Annotated in this window: 9 protein-coding genes and 1 riboswitch; of the genes, 5 read left to right on the top strand and 4 right to left on the bottom strand. The window is 67.0% G+C overall.

What is annotated here, in order from left to right; all coding sequences use genetic code 11:
• Nucleotides 1-14: 14 nt before the first annotated feature.
• Entirely contained in the window at nt 15-2,114 is a 2,100-nt protein-coding gene (locus C1922_RS16405) for a catalase (protein WP_108750734.1), read from the bottom strand.
• Between the two features lie 115 nt (nt 2,115-2,229).
• On the opposite strand from C1922_RS16405, the gene C1922_RS16400 reads away from it, so the two are divergent.
• The 3 genes from C1922_RS16400 (at nt 2,230) to C1922_RS16390 (ending at nt 4,923) form a co-directional block, all read left to right on the top strand.
• Nucleotides 2,230-2,940, top strand: coding sequence for an AraC family transcriptional regulator (locus C1922_RS16400; protein ID WP_108750733.1), 711 nt, complete (start codon nt 2,230-2,232; stop codon nt 2,938-2,940).
• Between the two features lie 81 nt (nt 2,941-3,021).
• Nucleotides 3,022-4,392 carry an amino acid permease gene (locus C1922_RS16395; protein WP_108750732.1) on the top strand — a complete coding sequence of 457 codons (1,371 nt, stop codon included), beginning with the start codon at nt 3,022-3,024 and terminating at the stop codon, nt 4,390-4,392.
• A gap of 120 nt (nt 4,393-4,512) precedes the next feature.
• Nucleotides 4,513-4,923 (top strand): VOC family protein, encoded by a 411-nt coding sequence (locus C1922_RS16390; protein ID WP_108750731.1) that lies wholly within the window; start codon nt 4,513-4,515, stop codon nt 4,921-4,923.
• Nucleotides 4,924-5,018: 95 nt separating this feature from the next.
• Here C1922_RS16390 and gcvP read toward each other — a convergent pair whose 3' ends face one another.
• Nucleotides 5,019-7,886: an aminomethyl-transferring glycine dehydrogenase gene (gene gcvP, locus C1922_RS16385; protein WP_108750730.1), complete on the bottom strand. Its 2,868-nt coding sequence runs from the start codon at nt 7,884-7,886 to the stop codon at nt 5,019-5,021.
• Between the two features lie 62 nt (nt 7,887-7,948).
• Nucleotides 7,949-8,051, bottom strand: a riboswitch (glycine riboswitch).
• Nucleotides 8,052-8,350: 299 nt separating this feature from the next.
• Here gcvP and C1922_RS16380 point away from each other — a divergent pair.
• Both C1922_RS16380 and C1922_RS16375 read left to right on the top strand, forming a co-directional pair.
• Nucleotides 8,351-9,589, top strand: coding sequence for a multidrug effflux MFS transporter (locus C1922_RS16380; protein WP_108750729.1), 1,239 nt, complete (start codon nt 8,351-8,353; stop codon nt 9,587-9,589).
• Nucleotides 9,590-9,649: 60 nt separating this feature from the next.
• Nucleotides 9,650-10,039 carry a hypothetical protein gene (locus C1922_RS16375; RefSeq protein WP_108750728.1) on the top strand — a complete coding sequence of 130 codons (390 nt, stop codon included), beginning with the start codon at nt 9,650-9,652 and terminating at the stop codon, nt 10,037-10,039.
• Between the two features lie 120 nt (nt 10,040-10,159).
• Here C1922_RS16375 and C1922_RS16370 read toward each other — a convergent pair whose 3' ends face one another.
• Both C1922_RS16370 and C1922_RS16365 read right to left on the bottom strand, forming a co-directional pair.
• Complete coding sequence (locus C1922_RS16370; protein ID WP_108750727.1) at nt 10,160-12,121, bottom strand: M2 family metallopeptidase; 1,962 nt, start codon at nt 12,119-12,121, stop codon at nt 10,160-10,162.
• A gap of 283 nt (nt 12,122-12,404) precedes the next feature.
• Nucleotides 12,405-12,863 (bottom strand): transposase (locus C1922_RS16365; RefSeq protein WP_234413353.1); only part of this gene is annotated, 459 nt, incomplete at its 5' end.

Here is a 12,863-nt window from a genome sequence, read left to right as displayed (position 1 = left end):
CCGGTGAGGAATATTCAGGCCAGCAGGCGCAGCTTGGGTTCGCGCGCCCATTGGCGGGTGGCCGCGACAGCCAGGAAGCCCTTGGCGTCCTCGGCCTCGACGATGCCGGCGTCGTTGCCCACGCGCGCGGCCTTCAACAGCGCCTGGCCACCCGTATCGCTGGCGATCGCCTTCAGATGGGCCCAGGCATGGCTGACGAACTCCACTGCGGCCGCTTCCTTGACCAGCGCCTTGGCGGCGTCTGCACTGAGCACCACCGCCACCGCATCGAACACGACCGAGGGCGTGCCGGCCAACTGGCCGTCGGCGGCCTGCACCACGCCGTCGCTCAGGCGCGCGCCGCCCACCTTCGGCGCAACCAGCTTCACCTCGGCGCCGGCCTTCTGCGCGGCCTTGCGCAGGCTGGCGATCAACCCCGCATCCGAGCCTTCGTCGAACAGGATGCCGATGCAGCGCCCCTGCAGCGTGTCCTTGGTACGGCCGATGATGCGCACTTCGGGCACTGCGGGCATGTCGCGTGCCGGCGTTGTGGTCGGCGCGGGTTCGGGCAGGTCTGCCAGCGCCAGTCCATCGGCCACGCGCTTGGCCAACGACTCATCGATGTTGCGCAGATGGCTGACGGTGCGCACGCGCACCTTCAGCGTTTCCACCTTCGACAATTCAAATACCAGAGCCGAAGCGAGGTGTGCCTGCTCGGGCTTTTCGAGGCTGCGGAAGAACGCACGCGCCTGGCTGTAGTGGTCGGCAAAGCTTTCGGCGCGGGTGCGCCCCTTGCGGCCGTCATCAGCCGTGGCATGGCTGCGGAAACCGGCCTGCGTTTCGCGCGGGCTATCGTCCTCCAGCGAGCTCGGGTCATACGCCACGCGTCCCTTCGGCACCTGCATCTGCATGTGCCCGTCGCGTTGGTGGTTGGCGAAGGGGCACTTGGGAGCGTTGACCGGAATCTGGTGGAAGTTCGGGCCGCCCAGTCGGATCAGCTGCGTATCCAGGTACGAGAACAACCGCCCCTGCAGCAGCGGGTCGTTGCTGAAGTCGATGCCCGGCGGCACGTTGGCCGGGCAGAACGCCACCTGCTCGGTTTCGGCGAAGAAATTGTCCGGCCAGCGGTCCAGCACCATCCTGCCGATCACCTGCAGCGGCACCAGCGATTCGGGAATGATCTTGGTGGGGTCCAGGTGGTCGAACGGGAACGCTTCGGCGTCTTCCTCGCTGAACAGCTGCACGGCCAGTTCCCATTCGGGAAAGTCGCCGCGCTGGATGGCCTCGAACAGGTCGCGGCGGTGGAAATCATTGTCGGCGGCCTGCAGCTTCACCGCTTCGTCCCATACAGTGGACTGGATGCCCAGCTTCGGCCGCCAGTGGAACTTGACGAAGGTGGAATCACCGGCCTCGTTCAACAGGCGGAAACTGTGCACGCCGAAGCCTTCGATCATGCGCAGCGATCGCGGAATGGCGCGATCGCTCATCGCCCACATGATCATGTGCATCGATTCGGGCATCAGCGAAATGAAATCCCAGAACGTGTCGTGCGCGCTGGCCGCCTGGGGGAAGGCGCGGTCCGGTTCCATCTTCACCGCGTGTACAAGGTCGGGGAATTTCATCGCGTCCTGGATGAAGAACACCGGGATGTTGTTGCCAACCAGGTCCCAGTTGCCTTCCGGCGTGTAGAACTTCACCGCGAAGCCGCGCACATCGCGCGGGGTATCGACCGAGCCGGCACCGCCGGCAACGGTGGAAAAGCGGGTGAACACCGGCGTCTTCTTTCCGACCTCGGTGAGCACGCGGGCGCGGGTGTACTTCGCCAGTGAGGTGGTCAGTTCGAAATAGCCATGGGCGGCGCTGCCGCGTGCATGCACGATGCGTTCGGGAATGCGCTCGTGGTCGAAGTGGGTGATCTTCTCGCGGAGGATGAAATCCTCCAGCAGGGTGGGGCCGCGCGGTCCCTGGCGCAGCGAATTCTGGTTGTCGGCCACCGGGATACCCTGGGCAGTGGTCAGGGCAGGGTGCGCGCCACCGGCCTGCAGGTGCAGTTCGTCACCCCGGCCGCGCCGTTGGGCCTGGGGGGATTCGGACGGGGCGGGTGCGCGCTTGCCGGTGGGCTTGCTGGCGGCCATCAGGGTGTCTCCGGGGTACGAGGGGGCAGGGCATGACAGTCGCGCCCTGTCCGTTAACCCACGGTCCGCCGCAGGTGAACGTACGGGCAAAACCCGGCTCGGGTATGCTTCCCGCATGCGAGTCGAGCCCACCGACATCGAAGCCCTGTTCGACGCCATTCCGGACGTGCTGTTCTTCATGAAGGACCGGCAGGGGCGCTACACCCACGTCAACCAGACCATGCTGCGGCGGCTGGGCCTGCGTGCGCGCAAGGACGTGATCGGGCGCACGGCCGCCGAGATCTATCCCACCGGCCTGAGCGCCGACTACGTGGACCAGGACGCGCGCGTGCTGGGCGGTGAAGTGATCGAGAACCTGATGGAGCTGCACCTGTTCGCCAACCGCGAGCCGGGCTGGTGCCTGACCTGCAAGCGACCGTTGCTGGTGGATGGGCAGATCCAGGGGCTGATCGGCATCTCCCGCGACCTGGGGCAGAAGGACAGCCTGGGCGCGCAGTACGAACAGCTGCGGCTGGCGCTGGCCCATCTGAACGCGCACTACGCCGAAAACGTGCGCATGCAGACCCTGCTGGACATCACCGGCTTCTCGCTGTCCAAGCTCGAGCGCAGCTTCCGCAAGGTGTTCCAGATGACCCCGCAGCAGGTGCTGACCCGCCTGCGCATCCAGATGGCCATGCACCTGCTGCACGGCCAGGACAGCATCGCCTGCATCGGCCAGGCCTGTGGGTTCAGCGACCAGAGCGCCTTCACCCGCAAATTCAAGGCGGAAACCGGCTTTTCGCCGCGTGCCTACCGGGCCCGCATCGGCGAACCACTGCCGGCCTGAGCGCCCTGCTGCACTGTGCCTATCCCGCCGGGTGGGGGACAATGTAAGGTGTCGCCCCTGTAGCCGCCGCCAGCCCTGCCGATGCCCGCCACTCCTTCTTCGACCGCTTCGACCTCGCGCCTGGGCCATTCGCTCAAGCCGCGCCAGCTGATCATGATGGGCCTGGGCAGCGCGATCGGCGCCGGGCTGTTCCTGGGCTCGGGTGTCGGCGTGCAGGCGGCCGGGCCGGCGGTACTGGTGTCCTACCTGGTGGCCGGCGCGCTGGTGATCATCGTGATGAACGCTCTGGGCGAGATGGCGGCGGCCAAGCCGACCAGCGGCGCGTTCTCGGTGTATGCCGCCGATGCCATGGGTGCTACTGCCGGTGCCACCGTGGGCTGGCTGTGGTGGGTGCAGCTGGTGATCGTGATCGCTGCCGAGGCGGTGGGTGCGGCCGGGCTGCTGGCCACCGTCTGGCCTGCGGTACCGGTACCGATGGCTGCGCTGGCCTTCATGCTGTTTTTCACCGCCATCAACCTGCTGGGGGTGAAGAACTTCGGCGAGTTCGAGTTCTGGTTCGCCATCCTGAAGGTCGCCGCAATCCTGGCCTTCATCGCCATCGGCATCGCCCTGCTGATGGGCTGGCTGCCGCAGGTCGCCTCGCCGGGGCTGAGCAACTTCACCCAGCACGGGGGCTTCGCGCCCAAGGGCCTGGCCGGCATCGGTGCGGCTTTGCTGGTGGTGGTGTTCGCCTTTGGCGGCACCGAGATCGTGGCGGTGGCCGCCGCGGAAACCGAAGACCCCGAGCGCAGCATTGCCCGCGCCATCCGCACCGTGGCCTGGCGCATCCTGGTGTTCTACATCGGTTCGCTCAGCGTCATCATCGCGGTGGTGCCGTGGAACAGCGAGTCGCTGAAATCGCCGTTTGCCGCCGTGCTGCAGGTCGCCAACATTCCGGGTGCGGCCACGGCCATTACCCTGATCGCGGTGATCGCCCTGCTGTCGGCGCTCAATGCCAACCTGTACGGCGCCTCGCGCATGATCTTCTCGCTGGCCCAGCGCCGCGAAGCGCCGGCGGTGCTGGGCTGGACCGACCCGCGCCAGGTGCCGGTGATCGCCGTGCTGGCCAGCGTGCTGTTCGGGTTTGCCGCCACCATCATGGAACTGCTGTTCCCTGACAAGGTGCTGCCGGTGCTGTTGAACATCGTCGGCTCCACCTGCCTGCTGGTGTGGACGCTGTCGCTGGTCTCGCAGCTGGTGCTGCGCCGCCGCGCCGACCGCCTGGGCACGCGCCTGCCGTTCCGCATGGCCGGCTTCCCGTGGCTGACGGTGTGCGCGCTGGCCATCCTGGCGCTGATCTTCGGCCTGCTGCTCAGCGAAGCGCAGACCCGACTGCAGTTCCTGTCCATGGTGGCGCTGACGGCGACCATCGCGGCCGGCAGCGCGATCGCGCGGCGCCTGCGCGAGGCCTGATCGGCGCGTTCGGGTCGAAGCCGGCGGGCGTGGCCCGGCGCGATCGATACATGCTGCCTACATCTGCGGTGCGATCCTGATGGCCTGGGTCCTGAACGACCCGTCGAACAGGAGCACCGCATGCTGCGCAGCCGTCCCTTCCTGATGTTCACCGGCCAGGCCGAGGCCGCCCTGGCGCTGTACGCCGAAGCCTTCGCCGATTTCCGCCTGCTGGCCCTGCAGCGCCACCCGGAAGGCGCTGGCGCAGGCGTGCCGGGGCAGGTGCGGCAGGCGATCTTCCTGCTGGGCGGCACCCACTATCTGTGCTTCGACAGCCTGGACGTGCACGATTTCACCTTCAGCCCGTCGATTTCGCTGTTCGTGGAATGTTCCGGCGCCGAGCAGTTCGATCGCGCGGCGCGGGTGCTGGGCGAGGGCGGGCACTGGCTGATGCCGGTGGGCGACTACGATTTCAGCAACCGCTATGGCTGGGTGCAGGACCGCTTCGGCGTGTCGTGGCAGTTGAGCCTGGGGCAGATGCCGGATCCGTGATCGGATTGTTGTGGGTGTGGACCTTTCAATGTGGGTGTGGGCCTTGGTCCACACTCCTTGAAAAAAACGGCCCGCTTGCGCGGGCCGTTTGTCGATCATGCTTCGACTTCGTCGTCCTTGTAGGCATCGACCGGGATGCAGGCGCACATCACGTTCTTGTCGCCGTAGACGTTGTCCACGCGTGCCACCGGCGGCCAGTACTTCTGCAGCTTCAGGCTGGGCAGCGGGAAGGCGGCCAGCTCGCGCGGGTAGGCGTGGGTCCACTCGCTGGCCGTCACCGCTGTGGCGGTGTGCGGGGCGTTTTTCAGCGGGTTGTCCTCGCGGTCCAGGCGGCCGTCCTCGATCGCGCGGATTTCCTCGCGGATCTGGATCATCGCGTCGATGAAGCGGTCCAGCTCATGCAGCGATTCGCTTTCGGTCGGTTCGACCATCAGCGTGCCGGCCACCGGGAAGCTCAGGGTGGGGGCATGGAAGCCGAAGTCGATCAGGCGCTTGGCCACGTCCTCGGCACCCACGCCGCTGGTCTTCTCCAGCGGGCGCACGTCCAGGATGCACTCGTGTGCCACCAGGCCGTTGCGGCCGGTGTACAGGGTCTTGAAGTGCGGGGCCAGGCGCTTGGCGATGTAGTTGGCGTTGAGCTGGGCCACCTGGGTGGCCTTGCGCAGGCCTTCGGTGCCCATCATGGCGATGTACATCCAGCTGATCGGCAGGATCGAGGCGCTGCCGAAGCTGGCCGCGCTGACCATGCCGACCGGGCCGTTGTCGCCCAGCTTGCCCGGCAGGAACGGGGCCAGGTGTTCCTTCACCGCACAGGGGCCCACGCCCGGGCCACCGCCGCCGTGCGGAATGCAGAAGGTCTTGTGCAGGTTCAGGTGGGACACGTCCGAACCCCACTTGCCCGGCTTGGCCACGCCCACCAGGGCGTTCATGTTGGCGCCGTCGGTGTACACCTGTCCGCCGTGCTGGTGGATGATCTCGCAGATCTCGACCACTTCTTCCTCGAACACGCCATGCGTGGACGGGTAGGTGATCATGATCGCGGCCAAGCGGTCGCTGTACTTCTCAGCGTTGACGCGGATGTCTTCGACATCGACGTTGCCGTTGGCATCGGTCTTGGTCACCACGACCTTCATGCCGCACATCTGCGCCGAAGCCGGGTTGGTGCCGTGCGCCGAATCCGGAATCAGGCAGATGTCGCGGTGGCCTTCGCCGCGCGAGCGGTGGTAGGCGCGGATCGCCAGCAGGCCGGCGTACTCACCCTGCGCGCCGGAGTTCGGCTGCAGGCTGACCGCATCGTAGCCGGTGCATTCCACCAGCATGGCTTCCAGCGATTCGATCAGTTCCTTGTAGCCCAGCGCCTGGTCGGCCGGCACCAGCGGATGGATCTGCGAGAACTCCGGCCAGGTGACCGGGATCATCTCGGCGGTAGCGTTGAGCTTCATGGTGCACGAGCCCAGCGGGATCATCGTGCGGTCCATCGCCAGGTCCTTGTCGGCCAGCGAACGCAGGTAGCGCAGCAGCTCGTGCTCGCTGTGGTGGGTGTTGAACACCGGGTGGGTCAGGAACGCGGACTGGCGCAGCAGGGCAGCCGGCAGTTCGTCGGCGGTGCTGGCATCCAGCGCATCCACATCGGCCTGCGCACCGAACACGGCGGCCAGGGCGACGATGTCGGCGCGGGTCGCGGTCTCGTCCAGGCTGATGCCGACCGAGTCGCTGTCGATCGCACGCAGGTTGTAACCGGCGGCGCGCGCCTTGGCGTGGATTTCATCGGCATGCACGCCGGTGATGTGAAGGGTGTCGAAGAAGTCGCCACCGACCTGCACACCGGCAGTGCGCAGCGCTGCAGCCAGGATCGAGGCCAGGCGGTGGGTGCGGCGGGCGATGCGGGTCAGGCCTTCCGGGCCGTGGTAGACGGCATACATCGAGGCCATCACCGCCAGCAGCACCTGCGCGGTGCAGATGTTGGAGGTCGCCTTCTCGCGGCGGATGTGCTGCTCGCGGGTCTGCAGGGTCAGGCGGTAGGCCGGGTTGCCCTGCGCGTCGATCGACACGCCGATCAGGCGGCCCGGCATCGAGCGCTTGTAGGCATCGCGGCAGGCCATGAAGGCCGCATGCGGGCCACCGAAGCCGAACGGCACGCCGAAGCGCTGGCTGTTGCCGACCACGATGTCCGCGCCCCATTCGCCCGGGGCGGCCAGCAGGGTCAGCGCCAGCAGGTCGGTGGCCACGGCCACCAGGCCGCCACGCGCGTGCACGGCATCGACCAGCGCCTTGTAGTCGCCCACCTGGCCGAAAGTATCCGGGTACTGCAGCAGCAGGCCGAACGCTTCGGCTTCCAGCGCTTCGGCCGGCGTGCCCACGCGCAGCACGATGCCCATCGGCTCGGCGCGCGTGCGCAGCAGTTCCAGGGTCTGCGGGTGCACGGCGTCGTGCACGAAGAAGGTGTCCGACTTCGACTTGACCGAACGCTTGGCCAGGGTCATCGCTTCGGCGGCGGCGGTGGCTTCGTCCAGCAGCGAGGCGTTGGCGATCTCCATGCCGGTCAGGTCGGCGCACAGGGTCTGGAAGTTGATCAGCGCTTCCATGCGGCCCTGCGAGATTTCCGCCTGGTACGGGGTGTAGGCGGTGTACCAGGCCGGGTTTTCCAGGATGTTGCGCAGGATCACGTTCGGCGTGTGGGTGCCGTAGTAGCCCTGGCCGATGAAGCTGCGCAGCACGGTGTTCTTGTCGGCGATCGCACGGATCTTGGCCAGTGCCTGCACTTCGGTGATCGATTCGGGCAGTGCCAGCGGCGCGGGCGACTTGATCTTCGCCGGCACGATGGCATCGGTCATCGCATCCAGCGTGGCGTGGCCGACCACGTCGAGCATCTGCGCGATCTCGGCGTCGTTGGGGCCGATGTGGCGTTCAACGAACGCGCTGTGGTGCTCGAGCTCACGCAGGGAGGGGGTGTTCTGGGACATGGCGAAGGATCCGTCAGGGAAGGGCACACGCACGGGCACAAGCCGCCGGTCGGCGGTCTGCGGGGCGCCCCTCTGTCCTTTTGCCTGAGAGTTTAAAAGCGCGGAAAACCGCAGCTTCGTGCCCCTTCGGCGCCGGATCGAACCGGTCTCTCCAGAGTTGTGTTACGGGTGGTATCGGGCCTGAGCGATTACGGGCGTTGCGCCTTCGGCAGCGGTGTTCCGCTTCTCCCACCGTGTTGCCCGCCGATTATAGCCGGTTGCCGGGCCGGCGCAGCGGGTCGCGGCCGCATTGACGGGGCTGAATGGAGGATGGCCCGGACCCTGCATGGCCGCGTTTCTCCATGGCGCCCGCAGGCTGGGGCGCCTATCATGGGCGGACTCTCGTATTCATCTGGCGCCGTCCCTGCCACGGGGAAGCGGCGCCTGCCGTGCATGCTGCGCACGGCCCTGCCGGACGCCCGCCGATGACCGCCGCCGTTGCACCCTCCACCCGTCGCATGGCCCTGCTGCTGGCCGGCCTGGCCATGTTCGGGCCGTTCTCCATCGACACCATCTTCCCGGCCTTCCCGCAGCTGGCCCAGCGCCTGGCCGTGGATGAAGTGGCGGTGCAGCAGACCATCAGCGTGTACCTGCTGTTCTACGGCCTGATGAGCCTGGCGCACGGCCCGCTGTCCGACGCCTGGGGGCGCAAGCGGGTGATCCTGAGCGGGCTGGTGGTGTTCGTCGGTGCCTCGGTGGGCTGCGCGCTGTCCACGGATCTGAGCACGCTGCTGGTGTTCCGCGCCGTGCAGGGCCTGTCCGCCGGCGTGGGCATGATCGTCGGCCGCGCGGTCATCCGCGATCTGTACCACGGCCACGACGCGCAGCGGCTGATGAGCCAGGTGTCCATGCTGTTCGGCATCGCCCCGGCCATCGCACCGATCATCGGCGGCTGGATCCTGCTCAGCGGCGCCGGCTGGCCGCTGATCTTCTGGTTCCTGGTGGTGTTCTCGCTGCTGCTGCTGGTGGCCACGGCGCGTTTCCTGCCCGAAACCCACCCCGTGGAAGCCCGCGTACCGCTGTCCCCACGCGGCCTGCTGCGCGACTACGTGCGCATCGGTTTCAACCCGCGCTTCCTGCGCCTTGCGCTGGCCGGCAGCATCAACTTCGGTGGCATCTTCCTGTACATCGCCTCGGCGCCGGTGTTCGTGATGCAGCACCTGCACCTGGGCGAAGGTGGCTTTGCCTGGCTGTTCATTCCCACCATCGGCGGCATGACCCTGGGCTCGTTCCTGTCCGGGCGCATGGCCGGGCGCACCCTGCCGACCCGCCAGATCAGCATTGGTTTCACCCTGTGTGCGCTGTCGGCGCTGCTGAACATCGGTTACGTGGCGCTGGCGCCGCAGCTGGCGCTGCCCTGGGCGGTGCTGCCGATCTTCCTGGGCGGCACCGGCATGGCGCTGATCTTCCCGATCCTGGCCCTGGCGGTGCTGGACATGTACCCGCACCAGCGTGGCCTGGCCTCGTCGCTGCAGGCCTTCGTGCAGCTGATGATCAGCACCGTGGTGGCAGGCGTAGTCTCGCCGCTGCTCAGTGCCAGCCCCCTGCACCTGGCGCTGGGCCAGGCCGGCTTCTTCGCCGCCGGCTTTGTGTTCTGGTACTGGGAACACCTGCGCCAGCGCGCCCTGCAGGCGCCTGCCCAGGAGCTGCCGCCGCTGGCGTGAAGCGGCGCGGCGGCCGGGCTGGGTTATTCTTGCGCCCCCTTGCTGTGCAATACGACCCCCATGTCCACCACGTCCAAGATCCGCCGCGACCAGCGTCGCCGCCAGGAAAAGCAGGCTGCCAACAAGGCGGCGGCCACCGCTTCGCCGGTCGAACCGCATGCCGAACTGCGCGATCCGCAGCGTGCGTTGCTGGCCGGCGTGGTCCGCCGCGATGGCGAATGGGTGCTGGGCATGGATGGCCGCATTGCCGGCCAGACCCACAGCGCTGCGCACGTGCTGGCCATGATCATGCAGGCCGGTGAGCTGCACGAGCGCAATGGCACGCCGGTGCGCCTGATCTATTCCGATGCGCTGCGCGATGCGGCGCAGGCCGAAGTGCAGGAGAAGGGGCAGACCTTCGACGAGTTCAAGGCCGAGCTGGCTGCGGTAATGGCGGCGAAGAAGGGCTGAGGCCTGTAGAGTCGAGCCATGCTCGACTGCATTGCGTTCCAGCCGAGCATGGCTCGGCTCTACAATTCATGAAAGGGGCGGATCCTCGCGGATCCGCCCCTTTCCGTTCTGCCAGGCCGGTTACTTCGCCGGTGCCGCGCTGGCCTGCCAGCCGCACATCTGGCCTTCGTTCTGCTGCTTCAGCCACTCGTTGACCGGGGTGAAGTACTCGATCATCGGGCCGGCGTCGAGCTTGTCGCTGCCGGTCAGCTCCTTCAGCGTGGCCTGCCACGGCTGGCTGGCGCCCTTGCTCAGCATCGCCCAGTACTTCTGCCCGGCTTCCTTGTTGCCGTAGAAGGTGCACTCATGCAGCGGACCCTTGTAGCCAGCCGCATCGCACAGGCCCTTGTAGAACTGGAACTGCAGGATGCGGGCCAGGAAGTAGCGGGTGTACGGGGTGTTGCCCGGCACGTGGTACTTCGCACCCGGGTCGAAGAACTCTTCGCCGCGCGTGCTGGCCGGGGCCACGCCCTGGTACTTGGCCTTCAGGTCCCACCAGGCCTTGTTGTAGTTGTCCGGGGTGATGGAACCGTCGAACACACCCCAGCGCCAGCGGTCGATCATCAGGCCGAACGGCAGGAACGAAACGCCCGACAGCGCCATGCGCATCTGGTTGTTGATCACCGCTTCGCGGCTTTCGGTCGGGGCATCGACCAGGCCGATCGAGCTGAGGTACTTGGGCGTCATCGCCAGCACGATGGTGTCGCCGATCGCTTCGTGGAAGCCATCGTTGGCACCGCCCTGGAACAGCGGCGGCAGCGGGTTGTAGGCCAGGTCGTAATAGATGTGGCCCAGCTCGTGGTAGATGGTGGTGAAGTTTTCTTCGTTGGGCTTGATGCACATCTTGGTGCGCACGTCGCCTTCCATGTTCATGTCCCAGGCGCTGGCGTGGCAGACCACGTCGCGGTCGTCGGGCTTGATGAACTGGGTCTTGTCCCAGTACGACTGCGGCAGCGAAGGCATGCCCAGCGAGACGTAGAAGTCCTGGGCGCGTTCGGTCATCTGCCGTGCGGTGCGCAGCTCGGCCTCACGCTGTGCCTTGTAGCGCGCCGTGACATCGGCGTCCTTGCCGGCCTTGTCCAGCGCCGCGCTCAGGTTGGTCTGGTACTGCTTTTCCAGCGCGGCGGTGATGTCCAGGCTGCCGGCACCGGGGTAGGGCTCCAACTGGTCCCACAGGTTGGACCAGTCCTGCTGCCACATGTTGCCCAGCAGGTGGGCGGCGATCAGGCCGTTGCCCACTTCGGCCTTGTCCTTGCCATAGGTCTTGTCCAGCTTGCCGCGGGTGTAGCAGTGCAGCTGCTCGTACATCGGCTTGACCTGCTCCCACAGACGGTCGGTTTCCGGCCCGATCTGCTCCGGCGGCATGTCGTAGCCGCTGCGCCACATCTGCCCGGCATCGCTGAAGCCCATGCCCTTGGCGCCTTCGTTCACCAGGCTGACGAACTGCTGGTAGTCGCCGCGCATGCCCTTGGTGGTGCTGTGCCAGCCCTGCCAGGCGTCCAGCTGCTTGTCATAGTCGCGGCTGCGCGACAGCACCTGTTCCAGGTCGCCCAGCTGGCGGCAGGAGGCCGGATCGTTGGCATCGGTGCAGTACTTGCCCGCGCCGTAGCTGCCTTCCATGCGGGTGGCGATCTGGGTGAGCTGGGCCAGCTTGGCGGCATCGCGCGGCGCCGGCATCGACGACATCAGCTTCAGCAGGTGGATGGCGCGCTTGCTGTCCTCGCTCATCGGCTGGCCTTCGAACTTGGCGGCCTGTTCGATCCAGCTGTTGAGCTGGGTCAGCGAGCGTTCGTTGGCCTTGGCGGCGATGCGTTCGGAATCGCTGTTGATGTAGGTGGACGACAGCCACTGTGCCGAGGTCATCTCGGGGTAGGCGGCCTTGTATTCAGCGTTGATGCGGGCGACGAACTGGTCGGCGGTTTCCCCGGCCGGCGCGCTGGGGGCGGCGGCTTCAGAACCGGGGGTAGCTTCCTTCTTGCAGGCAACCAGGGCCAGCGTGGCGGCGGCGATTGCCGAGGCCAGCAGCAGATGGCGGTGTTTCACGGGTAGTCCTTGGGTGGTGAACGACGGCCGAAGGCTAGTGGGCGGCCGCAGCCACCGCAAGTGGCATAGGTCCGGCAGGGCTGCGCCCTGCACCCGCTCAATGCAACGGCAACGTCAAGAGCGGGCATTCCGCGGGTTGGCGGGGCGGTGTCGGATTGCGGGGACGCCGCAAGTACGTCCGTGTAGCAACTGTGTTGTGGGATGGGATTTTGGCCGTCTGGCAGACAGGCACGGCAAAGCCGGCTGCCGGCCGGCAGCCGCTGCCGTGCGCCCTGAGCGTGCCTCAAGCGGGGATCGGTCCGCTTGAGGCGTCGCGCACGCGGGCGTTGAGAATGACCAGCATCTTCCGCATCACGGCCACGATGGCCACTTTCCCTTCCTTGCCGCGGGCCCGCAGCGACCGGTAAAAGTCCCGCAACCGCGGCTCATGTCGCATGGCAGACATGGCCGCCATGTAAAGCACCTGGCGGATCTCGGCCCTGCCGCCGTGGATGCTTCGTCTCCCTCGCATGGTTCCGCTGTCGTGGGAGATCGGCGCTACGCCGACCAGGCTGGCAATGGCCTTTCCGCTGATCTGCCCCAACTCAGGCAGGTAGCTGGCCAGCACCGCCTGCAGTGCCGGGCCAACCCCTTTCATCGACTTCAGCACTGCCAGTTGAGGCTGCTGCGCGACCTGTTCGGCGATCTGTTTGCCCAGCCGCTCGACCATTGATTGCAGGCGGATGATGTTGCCTTGCATCAG

It is taken from the genome of Stenotrophomonas sp. ZAC14D2_NAIMI4_7 (genome assembly GCF_003086675.1).
Classification (GTDB): Bacteria; Pseudomonadota; Gammaproteobacteria; order Xanthomonadales; family Xanthomonadaceae; genus Stenotrophomonas.
This window is presented reverse-complemented; position numbering and strand designations above follow the sequence as displayed.